Source organism: Waltera sp. (assembly GCF_046969025.1).
Classification (GTDB): Bacteria; Bacillota; Clostridia; order Lachnospirales; family Lachnospiraceae; genus Acetatifactor; species Acetatifactor acetigignens.
In genome coordinates this window covers 80415-105492 of the sequence record NZ_JBKVQF010000008.1, presented here as the reverse complement: position 1 = coordinate 105492, position 25078 = coordinate 80415, and the positions used below count along the sequence as shown (strand labels likewise).

At 49.3% G+C, this 25078-nt stretch carries 17 protein-coding genes; 1 reads left to right on the top strand and 16 read right to left on the bottom strand.

Going from position 1 to position 25078, the window contains the following annotated elements; all coding sequences use genetic code 11:
* Nucleotides 1–16: 16 nt before the first annotated feature.
* From ACLTOH_RS06175 to ACLTOH_RS06165, 3 genes are all read right to left on the bottom strand, one after another.
* A complete protein-coding gene (locus ACLTOH_RS06175; RefSeq protein ID WP_412223636.1) occupies nucleotides 17–2155 on the bottom strand; it encodes a Gldg family protein in 2139 nt (712 codons plus the stop codon).
* Nucleotides 2139–3239, bottom strand: coding sequence for an ABC transporter ATP-binding protein (locus ACLTOH_RS06170; RefSeq protein ID WP_412223635.1), 1101 nt, complete (start codon nucleotides 3237–3239; stop codon nucleotides 2139–2141). The genes ACLTOH_RS06175 and ACLTOH_RS06170 overlap by 17 nt, the downstream gene beginning before the upstream one ends.
* 106 nt (nucleotides 3240–3345) lie before the next feature.
* Nucleotides 3346–4389, bottom strand: a complete 1044-nt coding sequence (locus tag ACLTOH_RS06165) for a hypothetical protein (RefSeq protein WP_119623279.1) — start codon at nucleotides 4387–4389, stop codon at nucleotides 3346–3348.
* A gap of 193 nt (nucleotides 4390–4582) precedes the next feature.
* Between ACLTOH_RS06165 and ACLTOH_RS06160 the strand changes: the two genes are divergently transcribed.
* Nucleotides 4583–4927 (top strand): phenylpyruvate tautomerase MIF-related protein, encoded by a 345-nt coding sequence (locus tag ACLTOH_RS06160; protein WP_119623278.1) that lies wholly within the window; start codon nucleotides 4583–4585, stop codon nucleotides 4925–4927.
* Nucleotides 4928–4948: 21 nt separating this feature from the next.
* Here the strand turns inward: ACLTOH_RS06160 and ACLTOH_RS06155 are convergent, their stop codons facing one another.
* The 13 genes from ACLTOH_RS06155 to ACLTOH_RS06095 form a co-directional block, all read right to left on the bottom strand.
* Nucleotides 4949–5953, bottom strand: a complete 1005-nt coding sequence (locus ACLTOH_RS06155) for an SGNH/GDSL hydrolase family protein (RefSeq protein WP_119623277.1) — start codon at nucleotides 5951–5953, stop codon at nucleotides 4949–4951.
* 56 nt (nucleotides 5954–6009) lie between these two features.
* Nucleotides 6010–8532: a glycosyl hydrolase family 95 catalytic domain-containing protein gene (locus tag ACLTOH_RS06150; protein ID WP_412223634.1), complete on the bottom strand. Its 2523-nt coding sequence runs from the start codon at nucleotides 8530–8532 to the stop codon at nucleotides 6010–6012.
* Between the two features lie 45 nt (nucleotides 8533–8577).
* Nucleotides 8578–10149 carry a glycoside hydrolase family 43 protein gene (locus tag ACLTOH_RS06145; RefSeq protein WP_119623275.1) on the bottom strand — a complete coding sequence of 524 codons (1572 nt, stop codon included), beginning with the start codon at nucleotides 10147–10149 and terminating at the stop codon, nucleotides 8578–8580.
* 17 nt (nucleotides 10150–10166) lie between these two features.
* Entirely contained in the window at nucleotides 10167–11936 is a 1770-nt protein-coding gene (locus ACLTOH_RS06140; protein ID WP_119623274.1) for a hypothetical protein, read from the bottom strand.
* 80 nt (nucleotides 11937–12016) lie between these two features.
* On the bottom strand, nucleotides 12017–12910 hold the full coding sequence (locus tag ACLTOH_RS06135; protein WP_119623273.1) for a carbohydrate ABC transporter permease: 894 nt from the start codon (nucleotides 12908–12910) through the stop codon (nucleotides 12017–12019).
* A 17-nt stretch (nucleotides 12911–12927) separates the two neighbouring features.
* Complete coding sequence (locus ACLTOH_RS06130; protein WP_119623272.1) at nucleotides 12928–13881, bottom strand: ABC transporter permease; 954 nt, start codon at nucleotides 13879–13881, stop codon at nucleotides 12928–12930.
* Nucleotides 13882–14101: 220 nt separating this feature from the next.
* Nucleotides 14102–16405, bottom strand: a complete 2304-nt coding sequence (locus ACLTOH_RS06125) for a helix-turn-helix domain-containing protein (RefSeq protein WP_119623271.1) — start codon at nucleotides 16403–16405, stop codon at nucleotides 14102–14104.
* Nucleotides 16406–16503: 98 nt separating this feature from the next.
* Nucleotides 16504–17178 (bottom strand): ABC transporter ATP-binding protein, encoded by a 675-nt coding sequence (locus ACLTOH_RS06120; protein ID WP_119624288.1) that lies wholly within the window; start codon nucleotides 17176–17178, stop codon nucleotides 16504–16506.
* 22 nt (nucleotides 17179–17200) lie between these two features.
* Entirely contained in the window at nucleotides 17201–18544 is a 1344-nt protein-coding gene (locus ACLTOH_RS06115) for an ABC transporter permease (RefSeq protein ID WP_412223632.1), read from the bottom strand.
* A gap of 49 nt (nucleotides 18545–18593) precedes the next feature.
* Nucleotides 18594–20378: an HlyD family efflux transporter periplasmic adaptor subunit gene (locus ACLTOH_RS06110; protein WP_412223631.1), complete on the bottom strand. Its 1785-nt coding sequence runs from the start codon at nucleotides 20376–20378 to the stop codon at nucleotides 18594–18596.
* 54 nt (nucleotides 20379–20432) lie between these two features.
* Nucleotides 20433–22247: an HlyD family efflux transporter periplasmic adaptor subunit gene (locus tag ACLTOH_RS06105; protein ID WP_412223630.1), complete on the bottom strand. Its 1815-nt coding sequence runs from the start codon at nucleotides 22245–22247 to the stop codon at nucleotides 20433–20435.
* On the bottom strand, nucleotides 22244–23800 hold the full coding sequence (locus ACLTOH_RS06100) for an HlyD family efflux transporter periplasmic adaptor subunit (protein ID WP_412223629.1): 1557 nt from the start codon (nucleotides 23798–23800) through the stop codon (nucleotides 22244–22246). Before ACLTOH_RS06100 ends, ACLTOH_RS06105 begins: the two co-directional genes overlap by 4 nt.
* Nucleotides 23801–24106: 306 nt before the next feature.
* Entirely contained in the window at nucleotides 24107–24814 is a 708-nt protein-coding gene (locus ACLTOH_RS06095) for a class II aldolase/adducin family protein (protein ID WP_412223628.1), read from the bottom strand.
* Nucleotides 24815–25078 lie beyond the last annotated feature (264 nt).

Here is a 25078-nt window from a genome sequence, read left to right as displayed (position 1 = left end):
ATCTCACGCCTTTCAATTATTTCTTCCGTCTGCGGAACCAGATCACGAATCCGGCGATCACACAGCCGACAGGCAGTATCACGGTAACCAGCAGCCCCAGCAGCAGAATCTGTGCGGAATCCACTACCAGATTAGAGACCTCATAACTTTTTACCGGAATAGATACCGAGGTCTCATGATCTGCCATTCCACTGAATGTATTGGTGAACAGGGTCAGGTTCGCACCGCTGACGACAGAATTTGCATCATCCGTGAACAGCTGCTCGCAACCGTACACGACCAGTGTCGCATCCCCATCATCCAAAGTCTTTACTGCCTCAACACCTAATGCGAAGGGACCATTCACATCATTTTCACCCTGTGAAAAATCCTGTGTATTGTTGACATCCTGTTTTGCAAAAGAGCTGTCGGAGGTGCTCAGGAATACATCATAGGTAATATCACCGGTGGCTGTCTCGTCGGTACTTACTTCCTCCGGGACGATGATGCCCTGAGAATACGGCAGGAACAGATATTTTCCGTAGGTACCGGAGGTATAGCTGTCAGAGCTCTGTGTCGGCAGGATATAATAAGGACTTCTGTAGTAGCCGTTGGAATCATTCTCCACTACCAGTCCTTTGGCAATGCTCAGATTCATGTAGCTTAAGATAGCATCTATATTGGGTGTCTCCTCATCGGTATAACCGGTTACCAGGATAACTTTTCCACCGTTGTTCAGATAGTCGATCACCTTATCCTTATCATCGGATGAAAAATCGCTGGTGGCGCCGTTGATGAACAGACAGGCCGCATCGTCGGGGATAGCATCCAGATCCATCAGATTCACGGTCTCATAATCCACATTTTCCTTGTTCAGTGCGGATGTAAAAGTGTTACTTAAACTCAGTTCATTATGTCCTGTTGTCATATATACCTTGGGCATATCATCATTTAACACATAATCCAGCGCACTGGTGATCTGTCCTTCGCCATCATAACCGGTAGTCGTGGTGTTATAACTGTACGTCGAATAGTCAAAATCATAGGAAGACTCATAGACATCGTTGTAATCAATGACCTTGCTGCGCTTGTCGCTGACCACGATCAGGCTGTTCGTGCTGATGTTGCCGGTGGTGTACTGGGTATAGAACATCGGGTTAACGGTGGGATCCACATATTCCACGGTGATATGATCCGACAGATCATCGTATCTCTGCAAAGTCTGCCCCAATGTGGTATCCTGATTGTCCTGATTTACCAACACATAGATTGTCACATCATCCTGCATATTTTTCACATAGTCAACGGTCTGATCTGTCAGGGAATAGAGCTTCTGGCTGGTCATGTCGATTGCTGTCCAGCTAGAAGGCATCTCGCCCATGATAATATTAACGACTACTACCAATGCTACCGCTACAGCGATCATACCGGTACTGTAGGCACTGAAGCTTAAGTTCTTCACGGACATGCTGTAACGGCGTTTCTGAATGGACTGTACTGTCAGGAACAGAACCAGTGCCGTAACGGATGCATAATATACGATAGAAGATACATCCAGCGTGCCGTTTAGCAGGTTGGAAAACGGTGTGTAAAGGTCAAAGCAACGCAGCAGCTTTGTCAACAGATTGCCGGTGCTGGAAATAATGGAGCAGATGGAATCCATCATATATCCAAGGAACAATACTAAAAAAGTAAGTACTGCTGCGATGACCTGGCTCTCTGTCACGGAAGACAGGAACAGACCGATGGCAATGGCGGTCATCCCGAAGAGGAAATATGCCAGGATCGACAGATAGGCCTCTCCCATGGGAACACTGCCGTACTGCGCCATGATCAGCGGGTAAAAGCAGATGATCACTACGGGAATGGCAAATATAGTTAACAGCGCCAGGAATTTTCCCATAACGATGCCGCCTACGGACACCGGTGCCGTCAGGATCAGCTGATCCGTCTTGCTCCGCTTTTCCTCCGCCAGAATACGCATGGTCAGGATCGGCACGGTCAGCATGAATAAAAAGGTAACACTGGATACCACATACGCAAAATAAGGATATCCGTTCATCAGGTTATAAACGCTAAAATACAGTCCCAGGAAAAATAGGGTGACTGCAATAAATAAAAATCCGATAAAGGAACGGAAATAGGATTTCAATTCTCTCTTATAAATGGCTAGCATATGATTCCGCCTCCTTTGTAGTTACAGTTTTTTTTTCTTCTCCGGGCTGTGCTTCCTCTTCCGAAGCTTCTGTCTGCTGTGCGGCAGCATCTGACATTTCCGGTTTTTTTCTTTTTGAGAATAATTTGTGCTTCTCCGGCTGTGTGGGTGTCACATCCTCAGTCAGTTCCAGGAAGATGTCTTCCAGAGACTTCTCCGCATGGGTCATCTCTAAAATAGGCAGCTTTGCATCTGCCAGTGCATAGAATACCTGCTCTCTGATGTCGGCATTCTCTTTGGAGATCACTTTCAGTTTTGCAATATCTTTGGGAGCCTCGGTATTTTCTTCGATCCGGTCGATCTGTGAGATCTCCTGCAATGCACTCTTCACCGCAGCGATGCTTCCCTTTACTTCCAGATCCAGTTCCATGGAACCACTCATAAGCTTCTGCAGATTCTCCGGAGAATCACTGGCTATCAGCTTACCGTGGGCTATGATCATAATATGGTCGCAGACCGCACTGACCTCCGACAGAATATGGGAGCTGAGGATCACGGTATGATTCTCCCCCAGCTTGCGAATCAGATCTCGGATCTCGATGATCTGTTTCGGATCAAGACCTACCGTGGGCTCATCCAGAATAATGACCTCCGGATAGCCGAGGATTGCCTGCGCCAGTCCGACTCTCTGCCTGTAACCTTTTGACAGGTTCCTGATCAGACGCTGCTGCATATCGGTGATCTGTGTCATTTCCATGACCTCGTCAATCTGCTGCTTCCGCTCTTTTTTCGCCACTTTTTTCAGTTCTGCCACGAAATCCAGGTATTCTCTGACAGTCATGTCAACATACAGTGGCGGAAGCTCCGGCAGATAACCGATGGCACGCTTTGCCTCCTCCGGATCTTTTTGGACATCTTTGCCATCGATGGTCACAGTACCCTCCGTGGCTGCCAGATAACCCGTGATGATGTTCATGGTCGTGGATTTACCTGCTCCGTTTGGACCAAGAAAGCCGTAAATCTGTCCCTTTTCCACACGGAAAGAGAGATGATCTACGGCAATATGGTCACCATATTTTTTTGTAAGATTGCTTACTTCTATCATATTTGCCTCCCTGAGATGGTGTTCTTTCCCCCACCTGTTGATATCCCGAATTGCTGCGCGGTAACCCGCTCCCGCAATTCGACTATATTATTGTATGAGGCAAATGTCATGAAAAGGTGATTTCTTTGTGAAAATTGTGTGAACCCGAAGGGATCCGGCTGATCGTCAGCGCCGTATTCAGATTCCCGGCTTCCAGAGCCAGCCGCAAGGGCAGCTTCGCCACCGGGATATCCTCGAAGATATATTCCGGTCCGCCGGACTGGAATAAAAAGAGCACTCCCTCGATGTAGAGCGCTACCTTTTTCTGATTGCTGTAAACCGTCAGAGCGAGCATTCCGTCCGGCTGTCTATGCAGGGTCGAGAGCGCCGGACAGAGCACGGGCTGTGTGCCCCACTTTGCCTGATAGCGGTAATAGTTCTCTGTCAGCGTCCTGCCGTCAGGAGCCAGCAGCTCCTCCGGTGACTGGGCGGTCGCGGTTTCTTCCCGCACGGTTTCGCCGGGGCAGCCTGAGGATCTCGGATATCCACGATACACCGGAATCTTTTCCTCGGTTATCCACCGGTTTCCCGTGAGGAATCCACGTTCGAGACAGATCTGGTGGAAAAAGCGCATCTGTGAGCAGTCCGGCTCCTCCCGCACCAGCAATGCATTGGCTCCCATGCAGGCAAGCAGCTCTAAATCCTGTGTAACCATCTCCGGATCCCAGCCGCCATCCTCCTCTCTCTGATCCGCGTTCCCGCTCTCCCACGGCAGATGATATTCCACGACGTGCAATGGCAGCTCTGCATCGTTTAGAAAGATTCCCTTTTTCTCTATGACACGCAGGTCATAAATCGCCAGCTTCTGCCGCCACCACAGCTGTGTCAGCGCGTCATCCACCCGGAAGTTCCCGCAGGCTTCCACCTCATATAAATACGGATCCCGCATCCCATTCCACAGATGCGGCCGCAACAGCAGCGCCGTCATCGGCTCCAGCTCCCCGGGATCATACTCCCCGCAGAATATCTGCCTTCCGTCTCCGGCTTCTCTGATCACGATCCGGAGCCGCCCGCCACAAGCGTCTCCCTCCCGCAGCTTCTCCGGCAGTGTGAATTCCAGATACGCTTTTCCGTTCTCTATTCTCGTCGTTATCCCCAGATCATCCCGCATGGCAGCCTCTTTTCTCTACAAATCCCGATCCTGACGATTGTCCGGTTTCTCATGAAAAAAGTGTTTGCCATTGACTTCCTTTGTATACATTGTATATATTTTTTCACAAAAAGCTTTTACAAAACCCTTGCTTCCGACCCATTCCGGATTTACTATGGAAGAAAGACTATATAATATACAAGGAGGAACTATTATGCCTTTTATCAATTCCAAGATCAGTACGTCTGTCTCCGCAGAACAGGAGCAGGCATTAAAAACCCGCCTCGGACAGGCAATCTCCATCGTTCCCGGCAAATCCGAGAACTGGCTTATGCTGGGCTTCGAGCCGAACTACAACCTCTACTTCCGCGGTGACAACAGCGAGCCGCTGGCTATGGTCGATGTCAGTGTCTTCGGCGACGAGGATGCCGCAGCCTTCTCCGCACTGACCGCAGAGATCTGCAAGATCTTCGACGAAGTCATGGGCATCGCGCCGGATCACGTCTACGTGAAGTACCAGACCGTAAAATACTGGGGCTGGAACAGCGACAATATCTGACGCTCTCCCAACCCCATATACTCAAAAGTCTGTCATCTGCAGGGTCTCCTGCATGATATGTCCCCAGCGGACTGCGATCTGCTCAATGCCTCTGACACTGGGATGTGTGCAGTCCGCGGAGATCAGTGTCGGATCTCCCAACAGTTGCAGACCATCTGTGAATATCAGACGTTCTGCCGCATATCTGCGCACGATCCGGCGCATCTTCTCCGCCAGTTCCTGCTCTGCATCCTCTCCATTGAATACGAAGATCGATGTGGCAAATACCGGTCGGGGATCCGCCGCCAGGATCTGTGTAAACCGATCGATCCTCCGCTCGAATTCCGCAAGCTCCAGTCTCCGTTTCTCTCCTACCGCATTGATTCCCATTTCCACCGAAGCAAAATCCCAATCTTTACGGGATATGAGATATTCCGCCATCTCCTCTTCCATCAACGCACACCCGGCAAATCCCAGATTCAGATAATCTGTCCCCAGCTGCTGTGCGATCCGGAATGCATAGGAATCCGGCTGGATCAATCCGAGACTTCCATGTGTGATCGACGAACCATACGCCAGATACGTCTTCTCCGGCAGGTCTCCGCTGCGGGGCGGCTCCACTTTCCCCTTCACTCCGACGTAATAACACGGAGTATAGGGCATCACCACCCGCACCACCTCCGGATCATAGGGCAGATGATACTCCTCCGCAAGCTGCCGCAGCTTCTCCATGCCTGTCGGATATTCTATATGGATCGTCGTATTTCCGGGACCGACATTTTTCGAAGAATATTCCCCGCCTCCCTGAAAAGATCCGAAAAAGATATGTACCGTAGCGCTTTCTGCCACCAGTTCGCTGCTCAGCGTCAGATCCACGGCACCGTCTGTCATCCGGAACCGCAGCTCTACGCCGGTGGCAAAACGATTATTCTGCACACCGTCACTGATCCCGTCCCGGACTTTCTTACAGACTCTTCGCAGCAAATACCCTTTTTCCGTCTCTTCCAGTTCTTCTACATTATGGAATAAAATCTGATCAAATATCATGTCCCTCTCCTGTTTTCTTCCTATCTTTTCTTATCTTTTTTATTTTTCCTGTCTTTTTATACAGCGCATATCCTGCAGCTGCCGCTTATCGTGAGATATTTTCCCTGCTGTATTTCCTCTGTCTGCTCGTAAGCGATCTTTACCTGCCGCTCTCCCCATGGATTGCGCAGCACCATTTTGTCCGTGCTTCCGATCAGACGGATCCAGCTGCAGATACCATCCTCCGCTACCGCCTCTGCCAGATAGCCATGTTCGGTATTCACCCGGATATGCGCGTTCCAACCACTGGGCAGAGATGAGAATAGATAGAGTACCGGATCTTCTCCGGGCGCCTTGGGATACCCCTGACATACCGCATTCGCCATCGACGATGTGATATGTCCCAGTCTCTGGACATCCGGTGCCTGTGGTCCCTCTCTGAGCGTCATACGGTTTGCCAGGATCTTTGTCTGTGCGCACGCCTCCAGATCTGTGAAATCTCTCTCATAATCTTTCAGATCATGCATTGCTCCGACAAATTCTTCCATCGCTTCCGGCTGACAGCAACGCGCCACCGCATCCACGCACATATCCAGCGTATTTACCTTCACTTCCCTGCCATAGCCAAAGTGCCTCATTGTCATCGCCAGTGTATTCTGACCCAGCCTGCAGATCTCCTCATTTTCCGTCTCCGGCGTACACAGATCATACAGGATCAACGGATCGGAAACGTGTTCATGGCTGGCATTTCCCTTTCTTGCCTGCGACCGGGCGCTTGCCCAGCATTCTTCCTGCTCCTCTCCCGTCGTCAGTGCCTCGGGTTCCGTGGATACCGGCATCGGCGCAAGCTTCCGGAGGAATTCCTTCCACTCTGCTGCCTCCTCCTGATCGATTTCCAGTCTCTCCGCTGCCTTGATGGCGATCGGCAGGATCCCATGCATTGCCGCCAGCTCGGATACCGCATCCCTGCAATCCCACATCACCTCGTGATTATTGGTATGTATGATATGGAGCTTTCCGTCCTCTTCCTCCCGGATCAGCGGCAGATTCACATACAATTCCGCACATCCCTTCAGGAAGGGATAAGCATTCTCCCGCAGCCAGTTCTCATCATTTTTCATTTCTGCCAGCCGCCACATCCAGTAAGCGATCTTCGCTGTCGTGGAGAAAATATGACTGACATATCCAAACGGTCCGAAACCGCGTTCTTCCCTGCCGTCCGCTCTGTGGGAGAGATAGCTGTAACGGGAATCGAAGCTGTTACGTCCTTCTGCGAATTTTCGGAATGCTTCCGTCCGCTCGCTCCAGTCCCGTTTGCAAGTGTACAGTTCCTGGAATTCCGTCTGCAATTCCTCCGGGATCTCTTCCGGTCCGTTGAACCATGTGGTCTCCGGGATCCAGAGTCCCCTGCTGCCCCATTGCTGTACGGCTGCCTTTTCACACGCCTGCTGCCAGTTCTTCATATGCTTTACAAAAGCTTCCGCCAGCTCTGTGCAGCCCGACGAGATCAATGCGGCATAATAACAGGATGAATTGTGCCACCAGTACTGTGCACCCCACATTTTGAAGTCTCCGCCGGTGCTGAACAGCAGTCCTCCGTACCGCGGCATATAACTGCCTCTGGATGTGATCGCCATAATATAATAAAAATAGTCGATATCCTCTGTGATCTGCTGTCCTCTGCCATTTTCACTGGTGAAATCATATAGCGGAGTTCTCTCCCAAAAGCTCTTCCACCACGCTTCGTTTTGCCTCCGCAGAGCTGCCATATCCGCGCAGCGCTCTGCCAGTGGAATCTTCCGGAACTCCATATCCTTCTGCAATGTTGCGTAGGACGCGATGGCAAATACGTAATTCCCATCCTCCGCCTCTGTCTCCAGCACCACCTCTGTAGGATTGCGATACCAGGTATTCACCCTGCTGCCCGGCGCCTCCACCTCCACCAGACTCCGACAATAGAACGCCTTCTCTGTGAAGATCTGCTCCAGTCCAATCCGGTGTGCTTCCTTGTGCAGCAGCGATTCTGACAGCTGGTAGTTCTGTTTCTGGTAGGAGACAACACCTTCTTTGTACATCACCGGATTCCGATAGTTACGGTTATTGCATCCGACCGGGTACTGACTTAAGAAGCGCAGTGTCCGGAGATCGGCACGGAGCCGTTCCTTCTGCGGTCTTCTGTCCTGTATTTCCACGATGAGGAAATCCTCCTCACCATGCTCTTCCGTCATATTTCCATAACAGCAGATTTCCACACCATTGCCATGGATGGTCATACGACCGTTCTCGACCGACAGCTCCTGTGTCGTATTTTCATCAAATACCGGCTGATCCATCCTGCCCAGTTCGATATCAAAAAAGGCACATCCCTCCGAAAAATCCGAATCCGTTCCGTTCACGGAATGGGAGGAAGAATCCATTCCAAAGACATCCACCCGGTTGATCTGCATATGCAATGCATTCGGCGTCAGCCAGACGAGTGTCCCCATACGACCTGTTCCGACAGGCATTCCATCCTCCGGTAACACTCCGTCCTCACTGTAGTTTGTCTGCGGGGACAGCCGACCGATTCCTTTATAACATAGATTTCCCTTTCGTTTCAACTCTCTGTCTCCTTATATCTGTATATTTCTATTATTTTTTATCTGTTACGCAGGTGTATACTGGAACCAGTCGTATTCCGCATAATTGTCACTGTCCGTAGCTGCCACAGCATACATTCCGATATACACGCCGGTGAATCCGTCACGATATCGGGTACTCAGAACCGCTGCCGGAGCCTTTTCATAGAACAGTTCCTGACTGCCTTCTTCGGATGAAATATAGAAATTATAATATTCTGCCTGCCCGCGTATGGTCATATACCATCTGCCCTGCTCCGGAAGGACACAACTCTTCAGCAGCATCTTCTCACCCTGCTCTACCTGATACAGGCGCAGGCATTTCGCTCCATTCTCACTTCCGATCAGAAACTGATAATTGTAGCCTTCATCCTGTAACAGAGCCAGTCCTGCCTCCTGATCCTCCGACTGCGGTTCGAATTCCATGGCAGTCTGCACCTGGAATTCCTTATGCTCCTGTCGTCTGCCGATAAAGGAGGGTGTGCTCACGGTTTCCAGTCTCTCACTCCGCAACCGCAGGCTTAAAAAGCTGCTTCTCCGCGTCAGGGAATATGCTCCCTCCGGAAGCGGATGCACACTGTTCCACTGCAGTCCCAGCCTGCCTCCTTCAAATCCGGTAAAGCTCTCACGCACGGGATATACAGTCTCCTCCAGCTCCGGCTTACGTTCTCTGGAATTCACCTGTCCATTGGCATTGTCTATTTTCAGCCATTCGTCCTCAGTATCCCATGTCACCGGAACGAGGAACGTCTCACGACCCAGATTATAGTGGAATCCTTCATAGGGACGGACTCCCAGCAATACCATCCACCATTCGCCCCGGGTGGTTTCCACCAGATCTGCATGACCCACCACCGATATCTCGCTCATCAACGGCATATGTCTGTGAGTCACGATCGGATTTCTCTGGCAGATCTCATAAGGTCCCGTAATTTCGCGGCTTCTCGCCATCATCACACAATGGTTGGTAAAAGTGCCTCCCTCTGCCACCATCAGATAGTACCAGTCCCCATGATGATAAATATGCGGTGCCTCCAGCCATTTTCCCTGTGTCTGTATTCCGTCCCACAGAACATATCGCTCGCTGCAGAACTGAAATGTCTCCGGATCGATCTGCTGCAGATAGATCCCATGATGTCCGTCGTACTGTTCCGGCTGGCAGATAAAGTTACCGATATACCACATTTTTCCATCTTCCCCGAAATACAGACTCGGATCGATGCCATCCGCACCTTCCACGACAACCGGATCACTCCAGGGACCTGCGGGATTCTCTGCTGTCACAATATAATTCATCCGCTTTTCATGGAGTCCTTCTGATACAAAGGTATTGATCAGATAAAATCTTCCCTGATGAAAGCGTAGCGTTGGGGCCCAAAGCCCCAACGCCATCTGACAGTTATCAAAATCCAGTTGTTCTCTTCTGTGGATCACATGACCGATCTGTTCCCAGTGTACGAGATCTCTGCTGTGAAACAGCGGAATTCCGGGAAAATATGCGAACGAAGAAGTTGCCATATAGTAATCTTCTCCCACTCTGCATATGCTTGGATCCGGATGGAATCCAGGCAGAATCGGATTGTTAAAATATCCTGTCATATTGCTCCTGTCTCTCCTTATTTTGCTGCATTTGCCATATAATTGTCATACTGTTCCTGATAGATCTTCAGATAATCCTCTACGCCCATATTTTTCAAAGTCGTAATATAGTTATCCCAATCTGTGTCGATGTTCAGATCACCTGTGATGAACTGTACGGTAGCCTGATTCACATATCCGCCGATCGTCAGAGAGTATTCGGAGATCTTCTGTGCGGATTCGGTATCAAAGGCAATATTGGGTACGAGTGTATCATCTGCGGGAGCATACTTCTGATACTTCTCTGCTGCCTGCTGTAAGATATACTCCAGATTCATCTTCGGGTTCTCTACCAGTAACTGTCCACGATATTCCGCATTGTCAGTACGGATACAAGCATCTGAAGGCCAACTGTAATGCTCATAAGATTTCGCAAAACCTGCTGCTGTCCAGTCAAAATCATCGGTGAGCTTTGTTACCTTGTAAGTTGCGGTTCCACCGCCCAGACCGGTTCCTTCTGTTACATAATCCCATGCATATCCCTGAGGTCCTTCAGACTGTGTATGAGATCCGTCTTCACTTGCCAGGAAATCAAACAGTGCCACTGCGATCTCCGGATATTTGCAGTTTGCAGATACGATTCCCAGCGCGCTGGAGAAATAATTGTTCAGATCTCTGGCTGCCAGACGGATACCGTTCGGACCAGCTACCGGCTCCAGTACTTCCCAGTTCTCCCAGTCACCGTCTTCACCATTGTTAAATGTTGCCTTATCTGCCTGATTTCTGCCACTTGCATGGATAGCTACCAGATGCTCTTCATTATTCAGAGATGCCGCAAACTGATTGGAATCCTGAGTAAAGGTCTGTGTATCCAACAACCCTTCCGCATACAGCTTGTTAATAAAAGTCAATGCCTGCTTATATTCATCGGTCATAACGGAATAATTGACCTTACCATCCTTCACAGTCAGCCCTGCACCGACTGTAGGGTTCGTATTGCTCAGAGGATTGTTGCACTGTACAAACGCATTGATCAGCCATACAGTAGGATCGGAACACCAGCCTCCGATATATCCACTCATGGGGATTTCATCATTTTTGCCGTTTCCGTTAGGATCCTGTGTCTTGACCTCCACGAGGAAGTCATACAGTTCATCGGTAGTCTCCGGCATCTTGCCGTCATTCAGCTGATCCACCCAGGGCTTATAGATCCATACACGGTTCTGGTAGTTATTATGGAAGCTCTCTCCATCTCCACCGTAGGTATAAATATGTCCATCCGATAATACAAGGTCGCCCTTTCTCATCGGACTAATCTCATTCAGTTCGTTCCATCTTGTAGCATCCTTCAGATAATCATCCAGCGGCAGAATCAACCCCTGTTCTGCATATAATGCAGTCTCTGCCTTGGACCATCTCGTAGCCAGGAAGATATCCGGCATACTGTCCGGATCTGTCATAACCAGATTCAACTTGGTCTTCGCCTCATCTCCATCTACGTCATATACAAAGTTCAGATGAATATTGGTCTTCTCCTCGATCCAGTCGGTCACATAGTTGTCCTGCATTGTACCACCACCGGTATTGGCAGCATATACGAACACATCCAGTGTCAGCTTCTCTTTCAGAGGGAATGTCACATCACTGACAGAATCAAACGCGAACGGATCCTCCTCTGTCGTGCTTTCCTGCCCGGTGCTCGTATTCTCCCCCTGCGTCTCCTGTGAGCCACATCCGGTGAGCATACTTCCCATCAGAGTCGTTGCGGTTGCCACAGCCACCAGCTTTTGTAAAAATCTTTTTTTCATGAAATACCTCCTGTTTAAAATAATTTTATCATAATAAACCTTCGGTTTACTATTTTTGATTGATATTTGATTTATTGTTTTTAGCCCTTTACCGATCCGATCATAACGCCCTTGGCAAAATATTTCTGAATGAACGGATACAGTATCATCAGCGGCAGTGAACTGAGTACGATGGTTCCGTATTTCAGCATTTCACTCAGATACTGATTTTTTGCCAACAGATCAAAATCCAGAGATGCTGCATTGGAGAAATCTACCTGAGACATCAGCAGAATTCTCCGCAATACCAGCTGCAACGTGTATTTTTTCTCATCCTGAATGTAGATCATGGCATTGAAATATCCGTTCCATAACGGCATCGCGCACCACAGGCAGAGCACTGCGATAATCGCTTTTGACAGCGGTACAACGATCTTGATAAAAAACTTGAAGTCCGAACAACCATCCAACTCTGCTGCCTCCAGAAGCTCCTTGGGGATCGACTGCTTGAAAAAGGTTCTGGCAACGACCACGTTATAGGCGCTGACACAACCGGGCAGGATCACCGCCCACATCGTATTCAGCAGATGCAAATTCTTGACCAGCAGATAACTGGGGATCATGCCTCCGGAGAACATCATGGTAAACACAAACAACAGTGTGAATCCCTTCCGCCCTCTGAAATCATCTCTGGACAGCGGATATGCCGCCAGCAGCGTCATCACCAGACTGATCACTACACCAATAAAAGTGTAAATAATCGTGTTTTTATATCCGACCCAGATAGAAGTATATCCAAATACCGTCTTATATCCTTCAAAAGTAAAATCCACTGGTAACAGACGCACCTTTCCCCCCATCAACGCATCTCCCGAGCTGAAAGAGCAGCTTACCACATAGATCAGAGGATACAGGACAATGACTGCGAAGATCAGAAGAAGTATATTGTTGATAAAGTACACGACTTTATCCTGCGTAATTCCTTTCTTTTCCATAATCGTCTTCCTGCCTCCTATACAAATCCATTGCCGGATACCTTATCCGCCACTTTATTCGCTCCCAGTACGAGGATCAGTCCCACCAGTGACTGGAAGAGTCCGATCGCCGTAGAATACGAGAAATCGGGGAACGAGGAAACCAGTGACACCTTGTAGGCATAGGTATTGATGACCTCGGATGCGCTCAGGTTGTTCTGGTTCTGCATCGCCAGCACTTTTTCGGATCCTACATTCAGAATGCTTCCCATATTCAGGATCAGCATAATGACTGCTGTCGGAATCACCTCCGGCAGATCAATATAGCGGATCCGCTGCAATAACGTTGCGCCGTCGATGATCGCCGCCTCATGGAGCTGCATATCTACGCCTGCCAGCGTCGCCATATAGATGATGGCTCCGTATCCGGCTCCCTGCCAGACACCACTCCATACATACAGAGACGGGAATGCGGATGCGCTGCCCATGATGTTAAGACCGAACGTATCATATAAGAAGCTTCCGATCACACCGATTCTGGTATCCAGCACCAGTTTGATGATACCTACAAACACGACAGTAGAGATAAAATAGGGACAATAGGTAATCATCTGTACGGTTTTCCGGTACTTTACATTTCTTGCATAGTTCAGACACAATGCCAGGATGATCGAGCAGGGGGTAGATACTAACAGGGAATACAGGGACAGGGTCAACGTATTCCGTATACACTCCCAGAAGTTATAATTTTTGAAAAACTTGATAAAATTGTAGAACCCGTGGTTTTTCGCCCATGCGCTCCCCCAGATTCCCTGCGATACCTTGTAATCCTTGAAAGCGATCAGGATACCGTACATCGGTCCATATGCGAAGATCAACAGCATAATGATCGGTGGCAGGATCATCAGATATAATTGCCAGTGCCCCTGCAGATATTTCAACAGGCTTTTTTTAGAGGAGGCTCCGGCTGATTTTTTTTGTGCGATTGCCATCTCCCACAACTCTCCTTTCTCTTTTTCTTTTTGTTTTTTGTTTGGCAGCTTTTTGTCTGCCCTCCTGATAGCCCGATTAAAACACACCCCATATGGTGTTGTATATATCCATCTCTTTTTGACGCATATGCAAAACTTCCTCCCCAAAAAAGGCGCAAAAAAATTGCATATTCATTTACTTAAAATGAATATGCAATCCTTTCAATATGTCCGAAAACCCTTATTTTTCCTGGGTTTTCCATTCCGTCGTGCTCATACCGGTCACTCTCTTGAACGCCCGGCAGAAGGAATTCTCCGAAGTGTATCCCGTCCGCTGTGTGATCTCCCGTATGGTCATGGATGTTGTACTCAGCAGCTGTTTTGCCTGCTCCATTCGAAGCTGTTCCACGTAGGAGGAGAACTTTACTCCCGTTTCCTGTTTGAAGAGTGTGGACAGATATCCCTCACTTACCTGCATGGCTTCCGCCGTACTCGTCAGCGACAGATCCTGATCTGCATAGTGGAGGTTCAAATAGGCGATCACTGCGGACAGCTCCACGACCTTGCCGTTTTTCCGCTCGTATACCTTCTGTCCCAGCTCCAGATACAGATTCCTCGTGATCCGGATCCGCTCCAGCATATCGTCATTATGATTGCGCTCCAGTCTCTGGCAGAATTCCTGATATTCGTTGTCGGATACCCGCAGGATATCCATGATCCGTACCAGATTGATCTGCAGCTCATCCAGCAGCAGATTCTGGAGATAGGGATTCAGGCTTCCCTGAATAAAATACTCTTCGATCACATCCGCAAACGTCTGATAGACATTTTCCACATCGCCCTTCAGTACCTGATGGAGCAGCGCACGGCATTTCTCTTCCGTCGGATAGGTATTCACCTGCTTCTGCTTTTCATACCAAATAATATTCCGGGAGCCGTCTTTTTCCTGATAGAGCTGCATCAACATGGCATTTTCATAAGAAATACTGATCTGCGCCAGATCCTCTGCCACGGTTCCGCCGTATACCCCGATCCCGTCTGCCAGCGCTTCCGGCAGCTCCTGTCCCAGCTTTTGTACCAGAGCTTCGGATTGTCTGTGGTATTCCGCCCGCTGCTCTTTCGGCAATTCCATGATCACGATAACTTTGTCTTCACCGGCTGTGATCACCTGTCTGTCCGGGAGGAATTTGCGGATCAGTTCCGTCAGTACGATGGTATACAGATTATGCGCCTGCAAGGGTCCCTCCGGCAGTTGTTCCGTTCTGCCGCGGAACAGCAATACCCAGAATACCTTATCCCGATAGGCAAACTGTACGTAATCCGCATTTTTATAGATATCATCGTCCAGACCGATATTGCCGTACAACAGCTGATAGCTGAACACCTCCTGCAGAAAAGGCTTCTGCTCTTCCATCGCGGTCTGCAGCTCGCTGTTGGCTGTCATAAGTCTCCGGTACGAATTGTGCAGATGGGAAAACATCGTATTTCCATTGACTTCATTATCATTCACCAGTACTTCTTTCAACAGTTCGTTGATCGGTCGCGCTGTCTTATAAGACATCCGGATGCTGAGGATGATTCCCACCAGTCCGGCGAAGAGGATCAGCAGCACCATATACAGCACCGTCTGAAGTCCTCTGACTCTGACGGCAAGGGACGGCTGCAGGAAGGAATATGTCAATCCCGTGCGTTCCGAAGTGGCGGACAACAGCAGATACTGCTCGCCCTGATAACGAATATATTTGCAATGTACGCCGTCATAATCCTTTTCCCGACCGGAGGCTGCGAGGAGTTCCTCCGTCTCCTGTGCATCAATCATTCCTTCACAATATAACAGCTTCCCCTGGTCATTTTGGATCATCTGTGCCGTATCCTCTGCCAGTGTCGGCATCAATGCTTCCACCGCAGCCTTGCGGATACAGACTCTGACCAGACTGTTGTCTTCAAAGGAATATGACGGAAGCGGGACATCGTAGGTCATCATCTCTTCGGTGATGCCTGCCTGTCCGAAGAGATATTCACGGCTTGCGAGAATACCGTATTGTCTGTTCATCCCGGTCTTATTCTGCAGCCACTCCTCATAGGTATCATATTGCTGTTCATGAAAATACAGCTCATAAAAGTCCGGATAAGTGTACGCAATGTTCCTGTTGATCACCAGCTGGCTTTGATCAAAGAAAATAAAATATCCGTAGATATTTTCATTTGTATAGGAAATATCCGGCAATGTCCTCTGCAGCTCTATAATACTGTAGGTATTCGGATATTGCAGCGCGTCTGCCTTGCCGGTAAAATTCTGCACCGCTACATTATTAAGGATCATACTGCCGACGCCTTCCGCCTCTTCCAGCAGCGTGTCCACCGATGTCTCCGAATAGCGGAGCTTTTCCACCGCCTGAAGCGTATCGTCTCGCTCCAGGATGCTGATCACCCGCCCGCAGTACAGAGAGCAGATGATCAACGGTATGATCAATACGATCAAATAAGTTCTCAGATAGCTGAATACGATTGTATTTTCCGAACGCCTGTCACTGTTTCTCTTCATAATCCACCCATATCAAAAGCTTATTTTAGTTCTGCTTTTTCTGTGTACTATTTTACTATATGCATCTGACACACGCAAGCTGGAAAAGGGGGCGTCTTTTACTCCTGCAACTGTCCGTCCACGATGCGGACAATTTGCTTCGCGGACTGGGCAACGCCCAGGTCGTGGGTGATCATGACGATGGTGTTGCCCATATCGTTCAGTTCCCGGAACAGCTTCAGTACTTCCTTACCGCTGGTCTGATCCAGTGCACCGGTAGGCTCATCCGCCAGAAGGATCGCCGGCTGTCCCACCAGTGCTCTGGCAATGGATACTCTCTGCTTCTGTCCGCCGGACAATTCGTTGGGCTTATGTCCGATACGATGATCCAGCCCCAGCAGTTTGATCGTATTTTTACACTTTTCTTCTGCTTCCTCGTGGGTCATGCCGCGCATCAGCAGGGGCATGATAATATTCTGCATGACATTATAGGTCGGGATCAGCTGATAGTTCTGGAAAATGAACCCGATCTTTTGGTTGCGCACCATGGTCAGATCGTCCTCTTTGGTCTCGTGGATTGCCATGCCATCCAGATAATATTCCCCACTGTCCATCACATCCATACAGCCGATCATATTCATTAACGTAGTCTTACCGGAACCGGAAGGGCCTAAGATTGCCACATATTCTCCCTTATTTACCTGAAAATTGATGTCCTTCAAAATCGGCAGACGCTCCTCTCCCAGCATATAGCCTTTATTTATATTTTTCATGGTGATCATTGCGTTTTCCATCATAATCCTTACACCTTTCGCACTACTCCTGATTTAAAGCTTCTACGGGAATCAGTCTCGATGCCTTATACGCCGGATAGAAGCCGAAGATACTTCCGGTGAAGACACCAAACAACAGCGACAATACTGCACCTTGTACCGACAGGGACACTCTCACGTTGAACAACTGCACTAACGGGGTGATTCCAAGCGCCACCAATACCCCCAGTACCGCTCCTACCAGACTGGTAAAGCTTGCCTCCAATAAAAACTCCAACAGGATATCCTTCCGGGAACAGCCCAGCGCTTTCAAAATACCGATCTCATTGGTACGCTCCTTGATGGATACAAACAGCACGTTCATAATACCGATACCGCCGACGATAAATACGATCACTGCCATAGAGATCAGCAGTAATGTCAAAGTCTCATTGGAAGCGGAGGCTGCCTCCATCTTGCTTCCGGCATCGCTGATGGTAAATGTGGTGTTGGGATAGCTTTCTTTTAAGGCACTCTCCACATCCGTCATTACGGTATCCACCTGATTCACATCCTCCGCAATGACCGTGATGGTTGGACTGATATTCGTACCGGTAATGTATTTGATGCCGGTTTCGTAAGGTACATAGATTGCCGTATCCGGGCTGATGCCGGATGCCACAGTTCCCATCTCGGATAGTACCCCTGACACTATATAGGGGCGCCCATCAATATAGACTATACCGTCATAAGCATCGTAGGCGCTTCCGAAAATTTCCTTTGCCGCGGTGGCACCCAGTACGCACACCTTTTCCTTGCTCTCGTTGTTTTCTTCTGTGAGGAAATCCCCTATGGCCATTTCCAGATTACTGATGGCAGCATAATTGTCCTCCACACCGGCAATGGTGTAATAGGAAGCAGAGGTCATGTCGCCTCCCTCCACCGATGCTGTAGTGGAATAAGAGATCGTAGTTGCAGAGATTCCGGAGACAAAAGTCGCCAGATCATCACAGTCTTCACTGGTCAATGTCACGGCTTCGCTCTCTTCCTCCTGTCCGAATCCGAAGAATCCGCCGAAATCCATGCCACCGCCGGAACCACCAGACGTACCGCCGCCGGAACCTCCTCCGGGTCCTCCGCCCATGTTGGTGACGGTAACGCTTCCTCCACCGCCCGGCATTTCAAAGCTAAAACCGCCGCTGTCACTGCTGTCACAGGAAATATCAATGGCTCCGGCATTCAGGTTCTTGAACTGCTCCGCCACTTCTTCTTTTCCACCGGTACCTATCGCCAGCACCAGCATTATGGTGGCGGATCCCACAACGATACCGATGGAAGTCAGGATCACTTTGAATTTATTCTGTGACAGGTTCAGCCACACCAGACGCAATATTTCGGATAATCTCATATTCTACTTCTTCCCTTCCATTGACCTTACTTTCCCACAGGTCTCCGCTCTACTTCGTAATGCTGCTTTCGATCAATACGGTATCTCCTTCTGCAATATCTCCTGAGATCTCCACGTTAGAACCATCTGACAGTCCTGTCGTTATTTCCTTTTTCACAATGCTGCTATCTGCAGTCTTCACTTTTACATAAGTCTTGTCATCCTCTGTGATAATGGCTCTGCGTGAGACATACAGCACTTCTTCCGTTTGTTCCGTAACGAAAGTCACATCTCCTGTCATGCCCTGGAACAGTCCTGAAACATCCCCTTCTAATGTGACAGTTACGTCATAAGTTATGTTTCCACTGGAATCCGATGTTGCATCTCCGATAGCCGTCACCTTTGCCGTAAAGGTATCTTCCGGATATGCCGTCAATGCAATATTTGCCGCAGATCCCAGAGAGATATTCGTCATGTCATCTTCATCTACTGTTACCGTCATGGTCACTTCGTCCATATCGTATAAGGTAACCAGAGAGGTTCCGGTACTGATTTTGTCTCCGGCCTCCAGCTCCACGCCGGTGATGACACCGTTGTATCTTGCACATACTGCATTACCATCGATATAGGTGCTGAACTCGTTCCATTTTTCCAGTGTCTCATTATAGGTTTCCTGCTGATCGGACAATTCCTGCGCAAGATACCCCAGTGCAATGTCATAGGTCTCCTGTGCGGTATTGTAAGCCAGTGTCCGCAGTTTTTGAGTCTCGGCTGCGGTCAGTTTCCCCTGCTCCAGTTCTCGTTTTGCCTTATTGTAGGCGGTTTCGGCAGTGGTTACATTTTCCTCCGCCTGCTCTACTCTCTGTTCCAGCTCTTCCTTCTGCTGCTCCAGGGAATCTGCCGTGAACTGTGCCTGCTCCGTCAGCTGCGCATAATAGACATATCCGTAAGTATCATCTGCTGCGTCCGTACTGTTCAGGCTGTATTTACAGTTCGATAATACCTGTGCCGCATCCTCATAGGCTGCCGTTACTTCCTCCAGCTGTGCCCGGTAATCTTCCAGGCTGCTCTTCGCCTGCTCCAGTGTGCTCTCCGCAGAATCCACCGTATTCTGAAGCTCCTGCAATGTAGTACTGTACTCGGTGTCAATATAACTGCCGTAAGCAGTGCTGCTGTCATAAGTGTATTTTGCCTGTTGTTTTGACAGGGTCTGGTCGGCTTCCACCGCCTCCAGATCCGCTTTTGCTTTCTCAACGTTAGACTGCAATTCGTCTTCCAGGTCGGAGACGCTGTCTTCTTCCAGCAGGTACAGGGGATCTCCCTCGGACACCTGCTGCCCCACAGAGACCACTACCTCCGCCACGGTCAGAGTAGAATCATCACCGTTGCTGCCAGAGCTGCTGCCTCCCATATTGAAGATCTGCCCAAACATGTCTAAGCCTCCCTGGGCTCCGCCGCCGGAAGCACTCATGCCGCCAAAACCACCAGAACCAGAGCTGCTGCCGGCAGTACTACCGGAGGCGCCGCCAGAGGAACGGCTGCCGGAAGTATCCGTTCTCTGCAGGGCACTCATATCCAGATCAAAGGTCTGATCCACCGTACCGATATCCACAGAGCCGCTCTCCGTCACACCTTTGACCAGTGTCCCATATTTTACCGTGGTCTCTTTATAGATGACTTCCGTATCGGAACCACCGGAGAGACCAATGGCACCAGCCACTACAGCGATCACGCAGACACCACAGACACCTGTGGTGACCTTGCGTTTTTTAGACCAGCTTTTCCATGATCCGATCCGGCGCATTTGATTTCTTATATTTTCTTTGATCTTTTTCCCATTTTCATTCTGCTTCATAACTGTTCCCAATCATTCCTGTCTGATTTTCAACATTTGCTCCATCCGTCTGATTTATTGTCCTCCGGGACCGCCCGGCATTCCACCGCCGAAGTTGCCGGAATTACCACCCCCGGGACCACCCTGTGGCATGTCACCGCCTCCCGGCATCTGCATATCCTCCGACATCCCGAACTCCGTATCACTGCCCACTGCGGTATCAGAACTGCTGCCGGAATCAGCAGTCTCCTCCGTACTCTTGACTTCTTCCTCGGAGCTGACTTTACTTGCCAGGTAGATGGTATCGCCCTCTTCCAGTCCTGACAGGATCTCGATGTCCACACCGTTGGTGATACCGGTCTCTACCTCTGCCAGTTCCCTGCCGCCCAGTGCTGTCTTACGATAGACATAAGTCTTGCCGTTCTCTTCTACGATCGCCTTACGGGATACATAGAGGACATCTTCTTTTTCTTCAGTAACGAAGATCACATCTGCGGTCATGCCGCCATAGAGCTGCTCCAGTTCACCTTCCACGCTGATCTCCACAGTATAGCTTACCGTGTTGCTGTAATCGGAAGTAGCCGTGGTATTGATGGAGAGAATGCTTCCGGTATAGGAATCCTCCGGGTATGCCGTAAAGGTGATATCTACCGCATCTCCAACCTTCAGATCCACAATATCCTCCTGGGTCACATCCACGGAGATCCGCATGTCATCCGACGTTGCATAGGAAGACAAAGCTCCTGTCGTCGTCAGGCGGTCTCCCGCTTCGTAGCTGACCTCTGTGATCACACCATCTTCTGTGGCATAGATAATACCATCACTTCCGACAAAATCTTCAAAGGCCTGTAACTGTTCTTCCCGTTTTTCCTTCGTCTCTTCCGCTTCCTGTAAGGTCTCCTTCAGATCTTCCACGGTCGCATTGTAAGTGGTCTGGGCGTTCTGCCCGGTGATCACCGCTTCCTGATAGGTCTCTTCTGTATCCAGCTTATCGATTTTTTGCTTTGCCTGTGCCGCTGCCAGCTGGTTCTGCAGATCGGTAATAGCACTTTCATTCTCCGATAAAGCATCCTCTGCCTGCGTCAACGCTGATTTTGCCTGCTGGTATTTGGATCTGGCACTGAGATAACCATTCTGGATCGTCATAAAATTCACTGTATTATCGGTTCCGGCGCCTTCATAACCTTCTTTTGCCGCTTCATAATCTTCCAATGCATCCTGATAATCTTCCTGAGTTTCTGTCAGCTTCTCCTGCAGAGAAGCTGTATTCGCCTGCTTCTGCTCCAGCTGTACCTGCAGAGATGCCACTTTGTTCGTCACGCTCGTACCGGAAGTATTGCGGATGGATGCCGCATAGGAAGCACTGATCTTCTGGGTATCGTAGTCGGTCTGGGCTTCCAGCAGGGACAATTCATAGGTACTCTCTGCCTCCGCATAGTCTGCCTGCGCCTCCACTACCGCATTCTGCAACAGCGCCCGAACCGCCTCCACGCTGTCTTCCGTGAATTTCAGCAGTTCCTCGCCTTCGGTGACACGCTGCCCGCTGGCAGCATAGATCTCCTCTATCTTCAGATATTTCTGTACGGTATCATCGTCATCTTCCTCACTGTCATCCTCGTCATCGTCACTGACGTCCAGATCCAGATTGTAATCTATGGATTTTGTGTTGTATTCCAGAGAGCCGCTCTCAGTAACACCTACCTTTAAAGTACCACGCTCCACGGTCTCTTCCTTGTAGATCCACTGTTCTTTCTGAAGTAACGGTGCGATGAACACGGTATAACTGGCCGCCAGAATCAGCAGAAACAGTGCGATCCCCGCCAGGATCAGTTTTTTCTGCTTCTTCGTGAGGGATTTCAGTTTATCAAAATGTGGTCTTTTTAATTTCATGACTGTGTCTGTCCTCCCTGCATACGCTGTCTCTGTTGTAATTGTTCGATCTCTTCCTCCTTCATGCCGAACACTACGGTGACGGATTCGTTGGCACTTAAACTGTCCTCCTCATCTTCTACATTGATCTGTACCGTCACGCTGTAAGTGACACTGGTACGGCTGCTAGACGAGGATACCGGATCAATGGCTGTGATCACACCGGTATATCCGCTGCCTGCGGAGGACTGCACATAAGCACTGTCGCCTACAGTCAGTTTTGTAATATCCGACTGATCTACCGATACGGTGACCGTCAGCTCCTTCGGATTGCTGTAAACGAATACCACTGCATCGGAAGTCAGAGCCTGCTCCGCCCGCACCATGGTCCGCAGGATCGTTCCGTCCTCCGAGGCATAGAAATATCCGTCTCCCACACTGCTTTCAAACAGTTCCAGATTCTCTTTGGCATCTTCATAAGTACTTTTCAGAGCTGCCAGATCGGACTTAACTTTTTCCACCGTAGTATTATAATCGCTCTCTGCCCGTTCTGCGCCGGACAGGGAAGTCTCATAGGTCAGCTTTGCCTGCGCCTGCTGGATCTCATAATTTTCCTTCGCCTCCGTGACGGCCTGTTGGAGACTGGAAAGCTTTAACTGCAATGTCTGTAAGTTAAAAGAAGCATTGGTGACTGCATCCTCATATTTATCTTCTGCTTCCTCCAAATCTTTCAGATTTTGTTCCAGAATACTGTAAAGAGAAGCCAAAATGCTGGCGTTGGAAGTTCCGCCGCTCTGAGGCTGCGCATTATTTCCGGAAACATCAGCACTCAGCTGCGTTGATCCACCACCACTGCCGGTGACCTGAGACCAACTGATGCCCCACTCATCCATCTTGTCCGTCAGGGCTTTCAGGTTCTCATCATAGATTGCCTGATATTCATCCACCTTGAAATAGCTCTTATAGGAACCGTCATTCACATAGGATTCATACTCTGCTATATCATCCTCCGCATCCTGCAATTCCTCTTCCGCCCTGGTCACAGCACTCTGCAGACTTGCTACCGTCTCATCATAGACATCCTTAGCCTGTTGTCCGGTGAGAATGGCACTGTCTCTCGTATACTCCGCTGTGATCAGGTTCTGCTCATGTTCAATGGCTCCGGTACGATACGCAAGCTCCGCATCCTCCAGCGCTCTCTCCAGTTCTTTTCTGGCTTCCTCCACACTGTCCTCCGTAAGCTTTAAAATCTTATCTCCTGCCGTTACCTCTTCCCCGGAGACCGCGTAGACTTCCTCGATCTCTAACTCTGTTGTCAGATTTTCCACGTCAAAGCTCGCCTCCGTGATACCGACATTGGTAACACCTGACGCAGCAATCATATCCTCCGTGAAGGTCAGTCCCGCCATATTACCCGGCATGGAAAATTCCGACTGACTGTTGTTTTTATGTAATATCACCACTGCTGCCACAGAACCGCCGCCCAGCGTAAGTACCAGTACCAGCGCAACGATGATCCATTTTTTGTTTTTCTTTCGGGAAAAAAATATCTGTTTGATCTCTTTGTTCTTCACGGCGAACCTCCAATTGCTATTCCGTCCAATTTCCGTTGTTTTCTCAAGTATAGTTGGATTTTGTATTGAAAAAGTGTTCAGTCTGTGAAAAATCTGTGTCCTGTAGAAGCTTTTCCCCCTGCCTGCTTCTATGTAATTACGCAAATTAAGCACAAAAAGAAGGCCCTGTTGGAGGCTGCTTTCGCAGAAGTCTCTAACACTGCCTTCTATTATAAACTCATGTATAAATTCACAAATTCGTGCTATCGCACTAATATGCCCGGGAAAACAAATCACCTCTTCACAGCCATTTGTTTTCCCTATAGCTTATTTATTTTTCCGGGAGATACAGATATCCTCCAGATTCTGCGCGCTCTCCGGTCCGATGGGTCTGCCGCCCGTGGTAATGCCCCATCCTGCACGGATGCGAATGATGTCATCGACCTGTCCCTGGGATAGCAGGGTCTTTTTTCCTAAGATAAAATTATTCATCATCAGTATCTTCGCATAATATTCCGTAGTCTCCATACGGTAATAGGCCTGCATGAGATTATCCCCCCAGGTCAGTGCGCCATGGTTTGCCAGTAATACAGCATTGTATTCCCGACAATAGGGTGCCACCGCTTCCGGCAGGGCAAAATGCACTAACGGCACACAGCCCAGTAACAGCACCCCTTCCATCAGCACCGGCTCCTCCAAACTGATGCCCGCACAGGCAAACGCCGTCGCCGTCAGAGGATGTGCATGTACCACGCCTTGTACTTTCGGGTTCTCCTTAAATACCCTGAGGTGCATCTTGATCTCGCTGGAAGGCTTGTGCGTTCCCTCCAACACATTCCCCTCCAGATCCAGCTTAACCAGCATGTCCTCTGTCATGAAGCCTTTCGAGACTCCCGTGGGTGTCGCCCAGATCTCGTTATCCCCCACCTTACAGGAGATATTCCCGTCATTCGCCGCCACGAAGCCGCCCTGATACATCCTCCGGCCTACCTCCAGGATCATCTGTTTTGCCTGTACATCTGATATATATTCCATACTAATCTCCATTCCGCAGACGATTCCTTCCATCGGAGGAATCCGCCTTTTCCGTTCCAGCATGCATTAATATATTACCTTATTGCCCTTCTCCTTGTCCAGCCGATACAATACTTTATCAAGCTGGGATAATGCTATTCCCGGACACTTTTCCTGCTGATATTCCCAACAATCTTTTATGTATGCTTCCTGCCATATTCTTTCGTAACTGATTATCTTTCCCTAGGTATTGTACCAAGTCGCTGGTGCGACAGCCAGCCCTAA

What these genes read in the sequence shown, in the direction of transcription:
- ACLTOH_RS06175 (WP_412223636.1), bottom strand. Translation starts at nt 2,155, where the DNA reads ATGCTAGCCATTTATAAGAGAGAATTGAAATCCTATTTCCGTTCCTTT.
- ACLTOH_RS06170 (WP_412223635.1), bottom strand. Translation starts at nt 3,239, where the DNA reads ATGATAGAAGTAAGCAATCTTACAAAAAAATATGGTGACCATATTGCC.
- ACLTOH_RS06165 (WP_119623279.1), bottom strand. Translation starts at nt 4,389, where the DNA reads ATGCGGGATGATCTGGGGATAACGACGAGAATAGAGAACGGAAAAGCG.
- ACLTOH_RS06160 (WP_119623278.1), top strand. Translation starts at nt 4,583, where the DNA reads ATGCCTTTTATCAATTCCAAGATCAGTACGTCTGTCTCCGCAGAACAG.
- ACLTOH_RS06155 (WP_119623277.1), bottom strand. Translation starts at nt 5,953, where the DNA reads ATGATATTTGATCAGATTTTATTCCATAATGTAGAAGAACTGGAAGAG.
- ACLTOH_RS06145 (WP_119623275.1), bottom strand. Translation starts at nt 10,149, where the DNA reads ATGACAGGATATTTTAACAATCCGATTCTGCCTGGATTCCATCCGGAT.
- ACLTOH_RS06140 (WP_119623274.1), bottom strand. Translation starts at nt 11,936, where the DNA reads ATGAAAAAAAGATTTTTACAAAAGCTGGTGGCTGTGGCAACCGCAACG.
- ACLTOH_RS06135 (WP_119623273.1), bottom strand. Translation starts at nt 12,910, where the DNA reads ATGGAAAAGAAAGGAATTACGCAGGATAAAGTCGTGTACTTTATCAAC.
- ACLTOH_RS06130 (WP_119623272.1), bottom strand. Translation starts at nt 13,881, where the DNA reads ATGGCAATCGCACAAAAAAAATCAGCCGGAGCCTCCTCTAAAAAAAGC.
- ACLTOH_RS06125 (WP_119623271.1), bottom strand. Translation starts at nt 16,405, where the DNA reads ATGAAGAGAAACAGTGACAGGCGTTCGGAAAATACAATCGTATTCAGC.
- ACLTOH_RS06120 (WP_119624288.1), bottom strand. Translation starts at nt 17,178, where the DNA reads ATGGAAAACGCAATGATCACCATGAAAAATATAAATAAAGGCTATATG.
- ACLTOH_RS06115 (WP_412223632.1), bottom strand. Translation starts at nt 18,544, where the DNA reads ATGAGATTATCCGAAATATTGCGTCTGGTGTGGCTGAACCTGTCACAG.
- ACLTOH_RS06110 (WP_412223631.1), bottom strand. Translation starts at nt 20,378, where the DNA reads ATGAAGCAGAATGAAAATGGGAAAAAGATCAAAGAAAATATAAGAAAT.
- ACLTOH_RS06105 (WP_412223630.1), bottom strand. Translation starts at nt 22,247, where the DNA reads ATGAAATTAAAAAGACCACATTTTGATAAACTGAAATCCCTCACGAAG.
- ACLTOH_RS06095 (WP_412223628.1), bottom strand. Translation starts at nt 24,814, where the DNA reads ATGGAATATATATCAGATGTACAGGCAAAACAGATGATCCTGGAGGTA.